This window comes from Acidithiobacillus sp. HP-2, assembly GCF_015100155.1.
Taxonomy (GTDB): Bacteria; Pseudomonadota; Gammaproteobacteria; order Acidithiobacillales; family Acidithiobacillaceae; genus Acidithiobacillus.
This window is the reverse complement of the sequence record NZ_JACKZA010000006.1, coordinates 116,643-132,154: the sequence shown is the minus strand read 5'-3', so window position 1 is coordinate 132,154 and position 15,512 is coordinate 116,643. Positions and strand designations below refer to the sequence as shown.

Below are 15,512 nucleotides of genomic sequence, written 5' to 3'. Positions count from 1 at the left end.
CCAAAAAAGACTCAAAACGAGTGATTTCAAAAAAATCGTGGCGAAATTTGGCAGTAGTCCGAAGTTAAAACCGACGGGCTGCTAGGCTTTCAAGTATTCCAACTTCCCACCCTTCAGGAATTTCCCCCAATTCCGAGTCCACCAACCGATCCGGGAACAGGTCCAGAATTTCCGGCGTGAGTTTCAGCCGTTTGCAGATGCTTTCCGGTGATTCCCCGGCCATCTTGGCGCGTACTGGGTCGAAGTCCACGAACCACGACTGGAAGATGGCCTGCGCCATGGCTTCCAGCGTCTTGGCCGTCTTGCGGTTGTTCTCGATCTTGTCGTCAAGGGTGCCCAGAATGTGGGCGATGCGGCGTTGTTCGGGTCTTGGCGGCAGGAGGACTGGGAGATTCTTGAGAACATTCGTATCCAGTTTGCCAGCACCAATGCCTGTATTTTCCACCTTGGAAAGCAACATTGTTTCGTTGCCAGCTAGCCAGTGGTACAGAAAATCCTTGTCAAGCCCGTTTTTTGCACACAAGGCTTTTACGTCTTGGTTAAAGGAGACGTCTCTTACAGCAATCCCAACAGGAATGCGCTTGTGAAGCTCACTACCTCGTACCAATAGCAGCACATTTCCTTTTCTCGTTAGCCTGCTACCTCGCTTCAAACCTTCTGGCGTCAGCGTCCTATCCGACTCAGATAGGCGACCAGTTTTCATCGAACTGGCACTTATCCAAGGGATATCACCACCCCAAAATTCAGGATTGCTTTTTGGGGGCGTCCCGCCTGAAGACCATTCAGTCAAGTCACCGAGCGCAAGTTTCTGCCACTCACTCGCCATATCCAAGCCCCTTCAGGTTGGCCTCAATGAGCGCATCCACCCGCTCCATCACCTTCAATCCGCTCCCGTCCATTCTGGAAAAGGCAAACCACTTCTTGCCCAAATCCTTGAGCGACGCGCCGAGGTGGTAGGCCGCTTTGCCGTCCAGAATCAGAAAACGGTCGTGGCTGTCGCCAAACTCATGTATCTGGATCGGCGGATACTGGGCGTTGTGCTTTTTCAGGTCTTGGGCAATCTGCTTGCTGATGGTTTTGGTCAGGATGGTGGCGCTGACGCCTTGGCGGCGCTTGGTCAGTTGCATCAGCACACTGTCGTCGATGTAGTTGTCGATCAGGACGATGGATTGTTTCGCCTGGCGCAGCAGGTCATTGACAAACACATAGGCGTCGAATATCTGGCCGTCAAAAAAGATGCCCTGGGTGGGATTCAGGGTTTTGCTTTCAAGCGCGTCGAATACCTTGTTGAAGCGGTCGTCGGTGTTGATCTCGTGGTGGATTTGCCGTTTTTCCAGCGAGTCCATGCGTTGGAGCAGGCCGCCATTGGGGCCATGAACCGGCGCATGGCGATAAAGGCATTGATGATGTGGATGCTGATCTGGACGGCAGTTTCGCTGCGCAGCACCGCCGAGAGCATGGCCACGCCCTGTTCGGTGAAGGCGTAAGGATGGTACCTTCTCCCGCCATGGGCACTTGAGGTCACAGATTGTGATCTCAAGTCAGGCTCCTCGTTTAAGGTCACCAATGGTGACCTTAAAGAATCGTATTCAACCTGGGTGAGATGAAAGCGGAAAGACTCGGGAAACCGATCGATATTGCGCTTGACCGCCTGGTTGAAGACCCTGGTTTCAACGCCGTATAACCCTGCTAGATCGCTGTCCAGCATTACCTCCATCCCGCGCACAGTGTATATGAGGCTGCGCAGACTATCTCCCCGCAGTGCGATACCCGTGTCTTTATCACCCCCCATACCCGGCTCCTTCAGGTTGGTTTTTGCCGACTTGTCGTTGCGGTTATCCATCGCCCGCCGTCTCCGCATAAGACGGTAAGGGTGACCTGACCGGCTGCAAGTAGGCCCATGCCTCATCCTCTTCGGGTTTCAACCAGTCTTCAGCCAGTGCAGATTCTGAAAGCAGCGATTCTTCGTTGGCAAGCGGCGTTAGCAAGGTCAACAAGGCACGGCCTGCCGGAAGCGGCTTGCCCAACCCCACGGGATGAACCTGTCCCTGTGCATCAATTTCTACTTCAATAGTTTGTAGCATGGCTCAATCCTCGGATTCTTCATCCAGTTGAAGGTACACCACATACTCACTCTCAACATCCACGGCGATGATTTTGCCTTCCATCAGGGCATTCAATTCCTTGGGCGTTATACGGATAAGTTCACCACTACCCCATCGCTGCCCAAACACGGTATCCCCATCTAGAGGGTCCATGACCTCGTTGACAATCGCTACCCCACGGTTTCGGTCTACGCTCATGTCATCACCTGACCTGCTTGCCCTTGGGTCTCAGGCCACATACCGCAACACTTCCACTTCAGCCCGATGACGAATGGCGTCTTCACCCAGTGTCATGATGCGCTGGGTAGTGGCATCGTCTAAATAATATTCCCCGCACTGTGTACAGACCTCTGCGGGTACATCCTTGATAACCAGCACGGTGTCGGCACGTTCCAACGTAACGGTAACGAATCCGGGTGCCGTTTGTCCCTGCTTGCAGATAACACATTTCATGGCAAATTCCTCTTCCTGAAACCTTCCATCCACTGATCAACCTTGGGAATATAGACCGTAATCACAATGCAGTGGTCGGATATCGCATCCTTTGCGGCTACCAAGTGTAGCGGTTGGCCGTCAAACCAGCCTAGCATGAGCACGCTGGGATATGGTTGATCTGTCGGGTATTCGTCAATGACTTCACCAGCAGATAGTGTACTTACCACTGCATCCCGGGATATTCCGCGCTCAAACATGCGCTGAACGGCATGGCGACTAAAGGCGATTTCCTTACAGTTCATACCCCAACAACCCCAGATTCTTCCTCATTTCGTCTTCCAGCCTGCGTCCTTCGGCCAACTGTTCGGATAGATCTTTGGTCAGCCGTGCCATCTTTTCTTCAAAGGGTTCACCGTCATCATCCTTGGCGGCAGCCCCCACATAGCGCCCCGGCGTCAGGACGTGGCCGTTCTTGCGGATGTCATCCAGACTGGCGGCTTTGCAGAAACCGGGAACGTCTGCATATTCCCCGTCCCCATCGCCGCGCCAGTTGTGGTAGGTATCGGCAATTTTCTGGATGTCTTCGTCGGACAATTCCCGATGGGTGCGGTCGGCCATGAAGCCCATGTTGCGGGCATCAATGAACAGCACTTCGCCGGTGCGTTCAAACAGTTCCTTGCCCGCCAAGCCCCGTCCGTCATCACGGTTCTTTGCCAGAAACCATAGACAGACGGGAATCTGGGTGCTGTAGAACAATTGACCGGGCAGGGCCACCATGCAATCCACCATATCCGCTTCAATGAGGTTTTTGCGGATTTCGCCCTCGCCGCTGGTATTGGATGACATGGACCCGTTCGCCAAGACAAAGCCCGCCACACCATAAGGGGCCAAGTGGTGGACCATGTGCTGCACCCAGCCGAAGTTGGCATTGCCTGTGGGCGGTATGCCGTACTGCCAGCGTTTGTCTTCCCTTAGCAGATCGCCGCCCCAATCGGATATGTTGAAAGGGGGATTAGCCAGAATGTAATCGGCGCGTAAATCAGGATGCAGGTCTTTGTGAAAGGTATCTGCGGCTTCCACCCCCAAATCCGCCTCAATACCCCGAATGGCGAGATTCATGAGGGCCAGCTTCCACGTATTGGGATTGGATTCTTCCCCGTAAACGCTGATGTCGCCCACTTTGCCGCCGTGGGCTTCGATGAACTTTTCCGACTGGACAAACATGCCACCGGACCCGCAGCAGGGGTCATAGATACGCCCTTTATACGGGGCCAGCATGGTGACCAGCGTTCGGACTACCGAGGCCGGGGTGTAGAACTCGCCGCCGCGTTTCCCTTCGGCACTGGCAAAACGGCCCAGAAAGTATTCATAAACCCGCCCCAAGGTATCACGGGCTTGATGTTCTGCAGTCCCCAAGCCAATGGTGCCGATGAGGTCCACCAGTTCACCCAGACGGCGCTGATCCAGCGTGGGGCGGGCATAGCCTTTGGGCAGGATGTTTTTCAGATGGGGATTTTCTTTCTCGATCTCGGTCATGGCGTCATCAATGCGCTTGCCGATATCGGTCTGTTTGGCGGCGGCTTGGATCACTGGCCAGCGTGCCGAAACCGGTACCCAGAAAACGCCTTCTGCCGTGTATTCGTCGCGGTCTTCGACAGCATACGTCCCGGCCTCTTCCCGAATGATTTCCGTATATCTATCGGCAAATCGGTCTGAAATGTATTTGAGGAAAATCAGGCCCAACACGACATGCTTGTAGTCGGCTGCGTCCAGATGACCGCGCAGCTTGTCGGCAGTTGCCCAGAGTTTGGATTCGAGGCTGCTGGGGTCTTCGGTTTTCTTTTTGGCTGGTCCGCGTGGCATGGTGTCCCCTTTTGATTTTGTGTTGTTATATCATGAAAAGGCGGGATGAGGTGAGCGGGTGTGACTGGAATCGGGTGCAAGGTTGGACTAAAATTCAACGAGTTGTAGCCTTGCGTAAAAAACCTTGTGAATCCTTCAAACCGTTAGAGGGCAAAATATGACCACACGGGAATTTTTTCTTTCTGCGACGTTTACGGCAGGGCTGATGTTCATAGTGTCATCGGTAGTTCTTGCCATTGGCATTGTTTACGGTTCAGTAACCCCTTTGTTTTACGTGATCTCTGCTGGCCACCAAAATAAAGGTTGAAGATGAAAATTACACCAGTTTTTATAAAAAATGAATGGAATTGTTTTGTAAAACACCTTGCTCTGGCGTGAGTCAATGACAGACAGTGATATCAAAGCGTTTTATTCGCCAAATATAACCTTCATATTTTTCTATACTTATGGTTCTATCGCCTTAATTATCCTGATCTTTGAGGTCGTAGCATTCCATTACGCGGACAATCGCCCAACATTGTGGGTGACGTGGGTCACCATGAGTTCTTTTGTAGGCGGGTTTTGGATATTGCAGAGATACAAGCCTACCAGAATATCCATTCACCCTCATAATTATTTTTATGTCGTCAAGAATGTAGAATCTGTTATTTCGGAATTACCCATCATCCTTGAGCAGGAAAGAAAGTTTTACGGTTTTTCCCACGGCTATAGAAAAGTAGAAAATGGGGATAGTAGCGTATCATTCATCCCTGTTGGGAAACTGTATGGGGCAGGTGACAGCTTTTATAAAAGCATGATTGGAAAAGTAACGGTATTTTCTGGCACAACGGGAATCGTTGAAGTGAAAAAAGATAATGATGGCGCACTCATCTATGGCCCGTATTTTACCTTAAAGAAAGTATATGATGAAATCTGTTAATCCGTGATGGCAATCCAAGGCCCTTATTTTCTGGGTGCCCTCAATATGCTAAATTCCCGCAATGAGCAATGTTCACCCATTCCCCGCAGGCGGTAAATCCGCCAAACACTTGCGCAAGAAACGTAAACGCCTGACCGCCTATGGTCCGGCTCTGTTGCTGCAAGACATTGATAGCCAACCAGTAGATGTGCTCGATGCTATTATTCAGGCGGGTAGCCTGTACCTTGAACAGGCCGGTCAGGAACCCACTGCGGATGATTTGGCTGTCCCTTGCGCCCAGTTTCTGCAGACTATTCACGGCATGAATGCCCTGACGGAAGCGGCCAATGTGCTGATCTATGAAGCGCAGAGATACCCGGAATTAACGGATCAAGAAGCCGTGGATTGGTTGGTTCAACGGACCAAAGCCACACACAAGGTCATGCGCAAGCTGGATAAAATGCTTCCAACGAATGAATTTATTCTTTCTTCAGACAGTTTTGGACCGGACTTCATGGCGGAATACGCCACCAATGCTGCCATGCTGGTGGTCAGTTATTTTGCGGATGATCTACTGACTTACTATGACGAAAATTTCATCCAGACCAAGAAGGACCGGCGCAAGACGATGATGCTCGACTACCGGGATGCCTATCGGGAAGTGATTCAGGATTGCCAGATACACATAAACGCCCACGGCTTTCTGCTGAAAGAACTGGCTTCGGCGCAACGCGCATTGAATAAAGTAATGAAAGAACTATGACGGGTATCCAATGATTCTTGGGCACTCGTAAATGTTGACATTATTGACAACACCCAAGAAAACGAAAAAATCATTCCATGAAAGCAACCTTGATCACCCGCTTTAGGGATGTTGCACCTACCTAACGGTGACAATCTGAAAATGGTTGTTTGGCGCGTACCGCTATCAATGTGGATCAATTGATTGAGGATTTTATTGTAGAGGTGGAACGGTGGAAACGCGGACACTGACCATTACCGTACAACCGGACTGGCAGGCTGCTCTACGCAGTGCGGGCAAGGCTGCTCAGTCTGAAACCTACCAGGGAGAAACCCTGAATTTTGAATCAGCGGATGTATTTCTTGGCCGACTAACGGCATTACGCTGGTCGTTACTACGCCAGATTATGCGGTTAGGGGATGTCTCCATCCGCGAGCTGGCCCGGGCAGATAGGTCGAGATGTGCGCCGCGTACATGATGATGTGGTAGTGCTCACGGAGCTCGGATTGATTGAGCGCACAGCCAGTGGGGGTGTACTGTGTCCTTTTGTGGATATTCATGTGGATTTGCATTTTCGCAAGGCAGGTTAATCAAGACCACACCAAACTTTCTATAGCCTCATGTAAGCACCAAAAACCAAAGGCCCCGCCGGAAACCGGCGGGGCCTTTGCACATCCAGTACGACGATAAAATTACTTCATCATCGCCTTTTTGAACATGCGCTCTACCTTCTCATTGGCTTCTTCAGCCTTCTGGTTGGCAGCATTGGCAGTGCTCATGGCCTGATCAGCCGTGCTCTGTGCGGCATTAGCCTTGCTCAAAGCGTCAGTAGCAGTGCCCTGTGCGGCATTGGCCTTGGCAAGAGCCTCGTTGGCGGTGGACTGCGCGGCATCAGCCTTGGCAGAAACCTTAGCGAGGTCAGAACTGGTAGCGCAACCGGCCAGGCCCAAGGGCAAAATCAGCGCAGTCACTTTCAAAGCTGTGGTAAACTTGCTCATAGCAGTCTCCTTTGTTGGGTTGGAAAACGAGCAGATGAATCATAACTAAAAAAATAACCATACGCCAGCATCCACGTCACAATGGGTACTATTATTTTTCAATTTATCTGACAATAAAGGCAGCACAACACCACGCACAAGCTCGGATGCAATCGCAACCGATTGTTTTTAATAAATTTAATTTATCTCCTTGATTTTTTCCAGATTTTTTATAAAATATTGTTCCTTTTCATGATTTGAGAACAACGCCCGTCTGTGTTTCGACTGGGAACCGGCTCCAGAATGCCAGCTCAAAGCGGGAGAACCCTATGATTAAAAGTCTGTCTGCAGGAATGTGCGTTGCCCTGATGGCTTCATTATTACCGAATGCTCTGGCATTTAATTCTTCAGGATTGCCAGCCGGGATGCTCACTCAACTCACTCCGCAAACAGCCATCGTCGTGAACCCTTCTGGATCTGGCTCCCTGGAAAAAACCAGTGATCAAGGTAGTAACACCCGCAATGAATCTGCCGCTGGGCAAGGGGATGGCGCCCTCATCATTCACCATCAAGTTTTTTATTTGCGCCGGGTTACGGCATATAACGCTTTACCCAGCCAGACCAACAGCAATCCTGGCATGTCAGCCTGCGGACCCACCCGGCCTGATCAGATCGCCCTGTCGCCTGATCTTTTCTTTCGCAGCAATGGCAGCAATCGCTGTGGAGAACAAATCAACATCGTTCTCTCTTCGGGAAAAATCATTCATGGCATCGTATGGGACACCATGAATCCCCGTTACCACATGGCCGCCGATATTCTGATGGGCAGCGTCCAGCAAGCAATGGACTTTGGTGTTCGAAAAGCCCGCTTGCGTTTTGTGCATTCCAGCAAACCCAGTACCAGCGGCATCTGAACACTTCCGTTCAGGCCGGCCCCGCAGCCATCGTTGCCTCAATGTCTGCCACTTTTTTAGGGACATTTTGCGAAAGAATCTCGGGGTCGGCCGCTGTTACCACCACATCGTCTTCGATCCGGATGCCGATTCCCCGCCACCTTTCCGGTACCGAAAGATTCGCTGGAGCAAAGTACAGACCCGGCTCTACCGTCAATACCATTCCCGGTTCCAGTTTGCGCGAGGTCTTGTCTTTATTGCGATAATGTCCCACATCGTGCACATCCAGGCCCAACCAGTGACCGGTACCATGCATATAAAAAGCTTTATAGGCTCCCTGTTCAATCAGGGCATCACGACTGCCTGAGAGGATTTTCAGATCACGCAGGCCATCTACCAAAACCTTGACCGCCTCATCGTGATAATCAGACACCGGCCTCCCGGCCTGCACCGCAGCAATTCCAGCCTCCTGAGCAGCCAGGACGATTTCGTAGATTTCCCGCTGGGCAGGACTATACACACCATTCACCGGGAAAGTACGGGTAATATCCCCCGCATATCCAGCAACTTCTGCCCCGGCATCAATCAGAACCAGATCTCCGTCGCGTAATTCCGCATTATTTTCCGTGTAGTGAAGAATACAGGCATTTTCACCGCCGCCAACAATACTGGGATAGGCCACACTCGGTGAACCCAGGCGCCGAAAAACATGTTCAATTTCCGAGCACAGGGCATATTCCATCATGCCCGGCTGGCACTGGCGCATGGCATGACGATGCCCGGCACCACTGATGCCGACAGCGGCCCGCATGCACTCCAGCTCGGCAGGATCCTTGAATAGGCGCATTTCATGAATCAGACCGCCGACATCCACCACTTCCTGCGGATAACGAATGCCATGACGAATTTTGCTTTTCGCCAGATTTCGCCAATGCATGACTCTGGCGTCAAAATCACTGTTTTGTCCCATGGGATAAAACAGAAGCTCCCGGCCTTCCAGAAGTGCCGGTATTTGCTCATTTAAATCATGAATGGAATAACAGCGATCCACCTGGCATTGGGCCAGCGCCCCCTCCAGACCCGCCCTGCGCCCATCCCAGGTTTCCCGAGCCGGATCACGAGGACGGCAGAACAGAATTTGCTCTCCCTCAGAATATCCAGGAATCAGGACGAGGACGGCCTCAGGCTCCTCAAATCCGGTGAGGTATAAAAAGTCGCTGTCGCCGCGAAACGGATATTGCACATCACTATTACGCTGTTTGGGGACAGCCGTAGGAATAATGGCAACGGCAGAGTCATGCATTTTCTGCATGAGCTGACGGCGTCGGAATGGATAATCGGGAGTAGGTAAATCAAGTATGGGCATAAGGCAGGCCTCCTATGCCCCTATTATCACATAAATAACCCTGAAAACGACAGTTGGCCTGAAGGCTTTGCAGCACCAATCTGGATTTTAGTGCATCGCCGCTTCAACCTGTTTGAGAAAGGCTGGGTCAGTCTGGGTTTGCTTGAGCATGCTGGAATATTGTTCAGCGCTCAGATGGTTGGTCGCCAGCACTTTGTCCAACTTTTCCACATAGGATTTTTTGACCGCGTCCTGCTTGGCTTTACTCACGCCTTTCTGACTGATTTCAGCATGAGCCTGCGCGTTCAGGGGTTTGATCTGCTCAACAGCATGGGCAAAATCCTTAATCTGAGCCGGGCTTGCGGCCATGGCATCACTGGCAAAAGCCACATTGCTGACTAGTCCCAATCCTCCCAGCGCCAACACGACAAGTCCGAATTTAACAGAATGACCCAACGATTTCTGCATGGTGTTTCTCCTCTTGTGAAAGCAAAAATAAACCACATATATCAGTAAATTACGTGACAAATTGACGACTGTACAGTCGCTACCGTAACGACTCCTTGAAGATTTTGCAAGCCATGAAAACCCGTTGGGGAAAATCTCTCTAAGATCCCGAAAAGGCATCATCCATGGCATCACCCAGGCGCAGTACCGAAGTGATTTGGAACGTGCCGGGAGCCTGCAGCTGATCTCCACGCGGAGTGATCGCGCCTTTAAAGCCCAGCTTGACCGCTTCGCGAATACGCCCCTGGGCATCGGCAACGGGTCGCACCTCTCCCGCCAGACCCAGTTCTCCAAACACTACCCGTCTTCCCGTCATGGCCTTGTTGCGAAAACTACTTAACAAGGCCAATGCCACAGCCAGATCGGCGGCGGGTTCATTGACCCGAATTCCCCCAGCAATATTCACAAATACGTCCTGATCAAAAAACATGCTGTCCCCATGCCGATGCAATATAGCCAGCAACAAAGACAGGCGATTGGGATCCAAGCCAATGGCGACGCGGCGGGGATTAGCCAATGGGCTGGGGGTCACCAGTGCCTGCACCTCGACGAGCAGCGGCCGTGTACCCTCCTGCGTTGCCAGCACCACACTGCCGGGTACCGGTTTTTCATGCTGGGAGAGAAACAGCTGCGAGGGATTGGCCACCTCACTCAATCCGGCTTCCTGCATCTGGAATACGCCCAACTCATTGGCTGCACCAAAACGATTTTTGATGGTGCGCACAATCCGGTAGGGGCTGCCAGCTTCTCCCTCAAAGTACAGCACCGTATCGACCATGTGTTCGAGAACACGCGGACCGGCAATAGCACCTTCCTTGGTCACATGCCCAACCAGCCAGACGGTGGTTGCACTGGCCTTGGCAAAACGCACCAGACGGGCGGCACATTCACGCACCTGGGCTACAGATCCGGGTGCCGACTGCAGGCTATCGGTATACACGGTCTGTATGGAATCAATCAGCAACAAATCGGGTTTTTCAGCCTGCAGTAGTGCTTCGATGGCTTCCAGATGGTTTTCAGCCAAAACCCGCACCGGACTTTTCCCGAGGCTCAAACGCTGGGCGCGCATGGCCACCTGAGCCGCCGATTCTTCTCCCGTCACATAGAGCACCTTGCTACTCAGACTGAGATGATGGGCCGTCTGGAGAAGCAGGGTCGATTTGCCGATTCCGGGTTCCCCCCCCAGCAAAATAGCCGCACCGGGGACTTGCCCACCTCCCAGTACCCGATCCAGCTCTGACAATCCGGTCGTTCTTCGGCCAGCATCTTCCAAAGGTACCGCATGGAGAAACTGGGGCGGGCTCGCATTGGCAAAAGCGGTCTGCGATCGCGCACTGCTTTTTTCGACACGCTGTTCCACAAAGCTGTTCCAGGCCCCGCAATCCGGACAGCGGCCCAGCCATTTGCTGCTGCTGCTCCCGCAATCCTGGCACACGAATACATTTTTATCGCGACTCATGCCCGCAGCCTCCTGGGAACGCGCATCTGGATGCGGCAACTCATTTCATAAGGGATGGTATCCAGCTGCTGAGCGAGCGTTTCCAGAGTAGGTCCTTCGCCACCCATCAGCGTCACCTTGCTGCCAATATCTGCCTGAATATGGGTAATATCTACAAAAAGCATATCCATACTGACCCGCGCCAGAGTACGGGTTTCCTGACCGGCCACCCTGATGGCAGCACCTGATCCCAGCTGACGCGGATAACCATCGCCATAACCTGCTGCGACAACTCCCACCCGACAGGCTTCTGCTGCCTGCCAGGTGGCACCATAACCCAGCCAGTCGCCGGCCTGAAGATGGCGCGTCGCGACGATTTCACTTTGCCAGGAAAGCACCGGTTGCAGGCCCACATCCACACCATTTTTACCGGTGAAGGGCGATAATCCGTACATCATCAAACCCGGGCGCACCCAATATTGTTGGGCCGAAGGCAGACTCAGAACAGCCCCGGAGTTGGCCAGACTATGCTGGCCCAGCGTGTAACCTGAATACGCTTTGACCATGCGCTCAAATACCGCTATCTGTTGATCATTGAATGGATCTTGCGGGTAATCAGCACGCGCCAGATGACTCATCAGGCCCAGCACCTGCCAGTGTGGATAGGGCTGCAGTTTTGCGAAAACTTCACGTAATCGCTCCGGGGAAAAGCCCAGACGGTGCATGCCCGTATCCACCTTGATGAAAATTTGCAGAGCGCAATGCGGGACCAGGCTTTCGAGCCAGGCCAGTTGGCGATCTTCATGAATGACCAGCCAGTAAGCACGTTCGGTGGCGAGCAGTACTTCTTCCGCTGTAAAAGGACCGCCCAACAGACAAATGGGTTTGTTCAATGCCAGAACGTGCAGCGTTTCGGCTTCTTCCAGAGAGGCCACGGCAAAAGCATCCACACCGGCTGATGCCAGAACCGGAGCACAAACACGCACATCATGACCATAGGCATTGGCCTTGACCGCCGCCATGATTCTGGCCTGAGGCGCATGATTACGAGCCACCTGGAGGTTGTGGCACAAGGCTGAAGGGGAAATTTCGGCAAATACAGGGCGGGTCATGGGGCTATGATAATCCAAGCGCCGTTAAATCTGAAAACAAAGGGTAGAGAGAGACATTGCAGCGGCTGTGGCGCTCACGGTTACGGCTGGGCGCGCAACCGGAAAAACTCAATGACTGTATTCGCCACCCGTTGGCGCATAATTTTCGAAGCGGGTATATTCGCCGAAAAAGCTCATCCGCACGGTTCCGATGGGACCATTGCGCTGCTTGCCGATAATGACTTCGGCAATGCCTTTTACCTCTTCATTATCCTTGTTGTACACCTCGTCCCGATACAAAAACAGGATCAGATCGGCGTCCTGTTCGATGGCCCCGGACTCGCGCAGGTCCGACATTTGTGGACGCTTTTCAGTACGGTTTTCCAGACTGCGATTGAGCTGGGACAAGGCGATTACAGGAATGGACAACTCCTTGGCAAGGGCTTTCAATGAACGACTGATTTCGGAAATTTCGGCTACCCGGTTATCGCCTCTACCCGGAACCTGCATGAGCTGCAGATAATCGACCACAATCAAATCCAGGCCCTGCTCGCGCTTCAGACGGCGTGCCCGGGAGCGCAGGTCGGCAGGAGACAAGGCCGCAGAATCATCGGCAAAAAGTGGGGCGGTGCCCAATTCGCCAATGGCATGGGCCAGTCTTGGCCAATCGTCATTTCCCAGGGTACCGTTACGCAGACGGTGCTGATCGACCCGACCCCGTGATGACAAGGCCCGCAAAACAATTTCGTCTGTAGGCATTTCCATGCTGAACACCAGCACATTTTTGCCTTCAACGCAGGCGACGTGCTCGGCCACATTCATGGCAAAGGATGTTTTTCCCATACTGGGACGACCTGCCACAATCACCAGTTGACCCGGATGCAAACCCGAAGTTTTTTCATCCAGGTCAGCAAAGCCCGTAGCCAGACCAGTAACCCCTTTTTTGTCACGGGCGACTGCCTCAATACGATCAATCACGGCGGGCAAGACTTCATTCAACTGTTTAAAAGCTTTGCCTGACCGCTGCTGTCCTTCTGCCAGTTGGAAAACCCGGCTTTCGGCTTCATCCAGAAGCATCCGCGCTTCGCGCCCGTCAGGCCGGTAAGCCAACTCGGCGATTTCCCGGCCTACCCTAATCAGTTGGCGCAGGGTGGCCCGCTCACGCACAATGTGGGCATAAGCCAGCACATTGGCCGCAGAGGGCGTTTCATTGGCCAGCAGGAGCAAATACTGCACACCGCCGGCATCAGCGAGATGCTCATGATCCTGCAGGGTTTCTGACACCGTGACCGCATCCACGACGCGACCGGCGTTAAGCATGTTGCTGATCGTCTGAAATATCAGCCGATGCCGGCGCTCATAAAAATCTTCTGCGGCGACCGCTTCCATGACCTGATCCGCAGATTCAGGATCAATCAGTAACGCACCGATAACCGATTGCTCGGCCTCAATGGAATGCGGCGGAGCTTTCACCCCGCCGCCGTAGTCATCCTCTTCGTACAAGGTCGCGTCTCAGCGTGCCCGGTGATCAGGCCCGCTCGACAAAAACCATGACATCGAGCTCGACTTCAGGGTGCAGATGGATACGGGCGGGGAATTCACCAATCCGCTTGATGGGGCCATCTACCAGACGAATTTCGGTATGCGCCACTTCATGGCCCTGTGACTTGAGAGCAGCACTGATATCGTGCAAACCCACAGAACCGAACAGACGGCCGTCCTCACCCGCCTGCAGGGCAATTTTCACGACGGCATCAGCCAGAGCGGCTGCACGCTGCTGGGCGGCCTGCAGGCGTTCCATTTCAACCTGCTCCAAAGCCGCCTTGCGCTCGGCAAATTCTTCCAGATTCCGTTGGTTGGCAACTACGGCCTTGCCCTGAGGCACCAAAAAGTTACGTCCATAACCGGGTTTGACTTCGACAACATCACCCAGGCGACCCAGCTTGTTAATACGTTCCAGCAAAATCACTTTCATGTTCAATTCCTCCCAAAAATTCTTGCAAAACGTTCCTCAGGAACGTGGTCTCAATAGTCTTTGCCGCAGGTGAAACACCCTGTCCAGAATTCCCAGCACACTCAGTACCAGCAGCAACTGTGACAACAAAATCAGGGCAATATACAGTCCTACCAGGGCCATGGTGGGCCAGCCTTTGGCAGCAAACCACAAATGCACAAAGCTCAAGCCCTGCAGGAGATACCAGGTCCCGACCAGCAGCGCCAGATTTTGCAATGGCCAGGCCGATGCACCGTGGAGCAGACTAATGCCCAGCAGAGTTGCCACCACCAGCCAGATCAGCACGCCCGGCAATTCCAGGCTGCCGTAAAAGCGTTGCGGTCGATCCAGACCTTGATAACGCTCGTACCAACGACTGGCCAGCAATGCCGCAAGGGTCCATAGCAAAACCAAACCCGCTGCCATGATGCCCGGCAACAAGGGTGCCATATGCAAAACTGCCGCCATCTGCACCTTGCTGATCTCCTTGGCCAGGGGTTTCAGCGTCTGTGTCATCTGGGTCTGCCAAAAATCTGGCCCGGCCCCCAGTGGGACTACCCACAACATCAGCACCAAAATCAGCAAAGACAAGCCAATCAGCACCCAGACCACGCCACTCCACTGCGTATCCCAATGCAACCCCTCACCCAACAGTCGCCCCGGTAACCAGGCCACCAGTGCAAATAGCACCCCAAACCAGGGGTTAAAGGTAAAGAGCATACTGGCGATACCGGCGATGACCAGCACTTCCAGACTTTCCTTGCGTCCTGCCTGTAAAGTGACCAGAGCCACCAAAGCCACACAGTTCAAGAAGAGGGGCGCAGCCAGAAAGGGTACCAACCCGGCCAGACTGAACAGGACAGCAATACTTAAACCGGCTTGCCAGCGTCCGCTGAGAAACCAGCGCAGAACTCCACCCTGTGGCTGCGCCGTCACTGCTCCGTCAGCGCCTTAACGCACGACGTATGGTAACAGGGCCAGAAAGCGCGCGCGCTTGATGGCTGTGGTCAACTGCCGCTGATACAAATTACTGGTGCCCGTGATCCGGCTGGGGACAATTTTACCGGTCTCGCCAACATAGGCCTGCAAGGTTTTCAGATCCTTGTAGTCAATTTCCTTGACGCCTTCTGCCTTGAAACGACAGAACTTGCGACGCCGGGTAAAATTTCCACCGCCACGTTTATCACCGTCACCGTCACGATCTCTATCCCGATTAAATGCCATC

At 53.0% G+C, this 15,512-nt stretch carries 21 protein-coding genes; 4 read left to right on the top strand and 17 right to left on the bottom strand.

All coding sequences use genetic code 11. From position 1 onward, the window contains the following. Positions 1-64: 64 nt before the first annotated feature. Genes H7F11_RS06395 through H7F11_RS06365 form a run of 8 tightly spaced genes read right to left on the bottom strand, consistent with a single transcriptional unit; the run spans position 65 to position 4,403 of the window. The gene (locus H7F11_RS06395; protein WP_193650231.1) at positions 65-826 is read right to left on the bottom strand and encodes a restriction endonuclease subunit S; all 762 of its coding nucleotides are present in this window, start codon (positions 824-826) and stop codon (positions 65-67) included. Continuing rightward, positions 816-1,346, bottom strand: a complete 531-nt coding sequence (locus tag H7F11_RS16715) for a hypothetical protein (protein WP_227485313.1) — start codon at positions 1,344-1,346, stop codon at positions 816-818. Before H7F11_RS16715 ends, H7F11_RS06395 begins: the two co-directional genes overlap by 11 nt. Then, complete coding sequence (locus tag H7F11_RS16710; RefSeq protein ID WP_227485312.1) at positions 1,253-1,843, bottom strand: ORF6N domain-containing protein; 591 nt, start codon at positions 1,841-1,843, stop codon at positions 1,253-1,255. The genes H7F11_RS16715 and H7F11_RS16710 overlap by 94 nt, the downstream gene beginning before the upstream one ends. Beyond that, positions 1,836-2,084: a hypothetical protein gene (locus H7F11_RS06385; protein WP_193650230.1), complete on the bottom strand. Its 249-nt coding sequence runs from the start codon at positions 2,082-2,084 to the stop codon at positions 1,836-1,838. Before H7F11_RS06385 ends, H7F11_RS16710 begins: the two co-directional genes overlap by 8 nt. A 3-nt stretch (positions 2,085-2,087) precedes the next feature. Further along, on the bottom strand, positions 2,088-2,303 hold the full coding sequence (locus H7F11_RS06380; protein WP_193650323.1) for a hypothetical protein: 216 nt from the start codon (positions 2,301-2,303) through the stop codon (positions 2,088-2,090). A gap of 30 nt (positions 2,304-2,333) precedes the next feature. Next, on the bottom strand, positions 2,334-2,558 hold the full coding sequence (locus H7F11_RS06375; RefSeq protein WP_024892899.1) for a type II toxin-antitoxin system MqsA family antitoxin: 225 nt from the start codon (positions 2,556-2,558) through the stop codon (positions 2,334-2,336). Beyond that, complete coding sequence (locus tag H7F11_RS06370) at positions 2,555-2,842, bottom strand: DUF4258 domain-containing protein (RefSeq protein ID WP_024892898.1); 288 nt, start codon at positions 2,840-2,842, stop codon at positions 2,555-2,557. Before H7F11_RS06370 ends, H7F11_RS06375 begins: the two co-directional genes overlap by 4 nt. Then, positions 2,832-4,403 carry a type I restriction-modification system subunit M gene (locus tag H7F11_RS06365; protein ID WP_193650229.1) on the bottom strand — a complete coding sequence of 524 codons (1,572 nt, stop codon included), beginning with the start codon at positions 4,401-4,403 and terminating at the stop codon, positions 2,832-2,834. The genes H7F11_RS06370 and H7F11_RS06365 overlap by 11 nt, the downstream gene beginning before the upstream one ends. 382 nt (positions 4,404-4,785) lie before the next feature. On the opposite strand from H7F11_RS06365, the gene H7F11_RS06360 reads away from it, so the two are divergent. The 3 genes from H7F11_RS06360 (at position 4,786) to H7F11_RS06350 (ending at position 6,521) form a co-directional block, all read left to right on the top strand. Then, the gene (locus tag H7F11_RS06360; RefSeq protein WP_193650228.1) at positions 4,786-5,322 is read left to right on the top strand and encodes a hypothetical protein; all 537 of its coding nucleotides are present in this window, start codon (positions 4,786-4,788) and stop codon (positions 5,320-5,322) included. 61 nt (positions 5,323-5,383) lie between these two features. After that, the gene (locus tag H7F11_RS06355) at positions 5,384-6,064 is read left to right on the top strand and encodes a hypothetical protein (protein WP_024892895.1); all 681 of its coding nucleotides are present in this window, start codon (positions 5,384-5,386) and stop codon (positions 6,062-6,064) included. Positions 6,065-6,275: 211 nt separating this feature from the next. Beyond that, complete coding sequence (locus H7F11_RS06350) at positions 6,276-6,521, top strand: hypothetical protein (RefSeq protein WP_227485311.1); 246 nt, start codon at positions 6,276-6,278, stop codon at positions 6,519-6,521. Between the two features lie 214 nt (positions 6,522-6,735). Here H7F11_RS06350 and H7F11_RS06345 read toward each other — a convergent pair whose 3' ends face one another. Beyond that, positions 6,736-7,041 carry an Lpp/OprI family alanine-zipper lipoprotein gene (locus H7F11_RS06345; RefSeq protein ID WP_193650227.1) on the bottom strand — a complete coding sequence of 102 codons (306 nt, stop codon included), beginning with the start codon at positions 7,039-7,041 and terminating at the stop codon, positions 6,736-6,738. 308 nt (positions 7,042-7,349) lie between these two features. Between H7F11_RS06345 and H7F11_RS06340 the strand changes: the two genes are divergently transcribed. After that, entirely contained in the window at positions 7,350-7,934 is a 585-nt protein-coding gene (locus H7F11_RS06340) for a hypothetical protein (protein WP_193650226.1), read from the top strand. Between the two features lie 10 nt (positions 7,935-7,944). Here H7F11_RS06340 and pepP read toward each other — a convergent pair whose 3' ends face one another. The 8 genes from pepP to rpsR all read right to left on the bottom strand — a co-directional run bounded on the left by pepP (position 7,945) and on the right by rpsR (position 15,511). Further along, positions 7,945-9,279 carry a Xaa-Pro aminopeptidase gene (pepP, locus tag H7F11_RS06335; RefSeq protein WP_193650225.1) on the bottom strand — a complete coding sequence of 445 codons (1,335 nt, stop codon included), beginning with the start codon at positions 9,277-9,279 and terminating at the stop codon, positions 7,945-7,947. A gap of 87 nt (positions 9,280-9,366) precedes the next feature. Continuing rightward, positions 9,367-9,726, bottom strand: coding sequence for a DUF4168 domain-containing protein (locus tag H7F11_RS06330; RefSeq protein WP_193650224.1), 360 nt, complete (start codon positions 9,724-9,726; stop codon positions 9,367-9,369). A gap of 139 nt (positions 9,727-9,865) precedes the next feature. Further along, positions 9,866-11,224 carry a DNA repair protein RadA gene (radA, locus tag H7F11_RS06325; RefSeq protein ID WP_193650223.1) on the bottom strand — a complete coding sequence of 453 codons (1,359 nt, stop codon included), beginning with the start codon at positions 11,222-11,224 and terminating at the stop codon, positions 9,866-9,868. After that, positions 11,221-12,315 (bottom strand): alanine racemase, encoded by a 1,095-nt coding sequence (alr, locus tag H7F11_RS06320; RefSeq protein ID WP_193650222.1) that lies wholly within the window; start codon positions 12,313-12,315, stop codon positions 11,221-11,223. Before alr ends, radA begins: the two co-directional genes overlap by 4 nt. Positions 12,316-12,423: 108 nt before the next feature. Next, positions 12,424-13,797: a replicative DNA helicase gene (gene dnaB, locus H7F11_RS06315; RefSeq protein ID WP_193650221.1), complete on the bottom strand. Its 1,374-nt coding sequence runs from the start codon at positions 13,795-13,797 to the stop codon at positions 12,424-12,426. Positions 13,798-13,822: 25 nt separating this feature from the next. Beyond that, positions 13,823-14,269, bottom strand: coding sequence for a 50S ribosomal protein L9 (rplI, locus tag H7F11_RS06310; RefSeq protein WP_010637682.1), 447 nt, complete (start codon positions 14,267-14,269; stop codon positions 13,823-13,825). Positions 14,270-14,305: 36 nt separating this feature from the next. Beyond that, entirely contained in the window at positions 14,306-15,223 is a 918-nt protein-coding gene (locus H7F11_RS06305; protein ID WP_193650220.1) for a DUF2232 domain-containing protein, read from the bottom strand. Positions 15,224-15,238: 15 nt separating this feature from the next. Continuing rightward, complete coding sequence (gene rpsR, locus H7F11_RS06300) at positions 15,239-15,511, bottom strand: 30S ribosomal protein S18 (protein ID WP_010637680.1); 273 nt, start codon at positions 15,509-15,511, stop codon at positions 15,239-15,241. Between the last annotated feature and the right edge of the window lies 1 nt (position 15,512).

Excerpts from the sequence above, each read along its gene's own strand:
- H7F11_RS06395 (WP_193650231.1), bottom strand. The coding sequence starts at position 826 with ATGGCGAGTGAGTGGCAGAAACTTGCGCTCGGTGACTTGACTGAATGG.
- H7F11_RS16715 (WP_227485313.1), bottom strand. The coding sequence starts at position 1,346 with ATGGACTCGCTGGAAAAACGGCAAATCCACCACGAGATCAACACCGAC.
- H7F11_RS16710 (WP_227485312.1), bottom strand. The coding sequence starts at position 1,843 with ATGGATAACCGCAACGACAAGTCGGCAAAAACCAACCTGAAGGAGCCG.
- H7F11_RS06385 (WP_193650230.1), bottom strand. The coding sequence starts at position 2,084 with ATGCTACAAACTATTGAAGTAGAAATTGATGCACAGGGACAGGTTCAT.
- H7F11_RS06380 (WP_193650323.1), bottom strand. The coding sequence starts at position 2,303 with ATGAGCGTAGACCGAAACCGTGGGGTAGCGATTGTCAACGAGGTCATG.
- H7F11_RS06375 (WP_024892899.1), bottom strand. The coding sequence starts at position 2,558 with ATGAAATGTGTTATCTGCAAGCAGGGACAAACGGCACCCGGATTCGTT.
- H7F11_RS06370 (WP_024892898.1), bottom strand. The coding sequence starts at position 2,842 with ATGAACTGTAAGGAAATCGCCTTTAGTCGCCATGCCGTTCAGCGCATG.
- H7F11_RS06365 (WP_193650229.1), bottom strand. The coding sequence starts at position 4,403 with ATGCCACGCGGACCAGCCAAAAAGAAAACCGAAGACCCCAGCAGCCTC.
- H7F11_RS06360 (WP_193650228.1), top strand. The coding sequence starts at position 4,786 with ATGACAGACAGTGATATCAAAGCGTTTTATTCGCCAAATATAACCTTC.
- H7F11_RS06355 (WP_024892895.1), top strand. The coding sequence starts at position 5,384 with ATGAGCAATGTTCACCCATTCCCCGCAGGCGGTAAATCCGCCAAACAC.
- H7F11_RS06345 (WP_193650227.1), bottom strand. The coding sequence starts at position 7,041 with ATGAGCAAGTTTACCACAGCTTTGAAAGTGACTGCGCTGATTTTGCCC.
- H7F11_RS06340 (WP_193650226.1), top strand. The coding sequence starts at position 7,350 with ATGATTAAAAGTCTGTCTGCAGGAATGTGCGTTGCCCTGATGGCTTCA.
- pepP (WP_193650225.1), bottom strand. The coding sequence starts at position 9,279 with ATGCCCATACTTGATTTACCTACTCCCGATTATCCATTCCGACGCCGT.
- H7F11_RS06330 (WP_193650224.1), bottom strand. The coding sequence starts at position 9,726 with ATGCAGAAATCGTTGGGTCATTCTGTTAAATTCGGACTTGTCGTGTTG.
- radA (WP_193650223.1), bottom strand. The coding sequence starts at position 11,224 with ATGAGTCGCGATAAAAATGTATTCGTGTGCCAGGATTGCGGGAGCAGC.
- alr (WP_193650222.1), bottom strand. The coding sequence starts at position 12,315 with ATGACCCGCCCTGTATTTGCCGAAATTTCCCCTTCAGCCTTGTGCCAC.
- rplI (WP_010637682.1), bottom strand. The coding sequence starts at position 14,269 with ATGAAAGTGATTTTGCTGGAACGTATTAACAAGCTGGGTCGCCTGGGT.
- rpsR (WP_010637680.1), bottom strand. The coding sequence starts at position 15,511 with ATGGCATTTAATCGGGATAGAGATCGTGACGGTGACGGTGATAAACGT.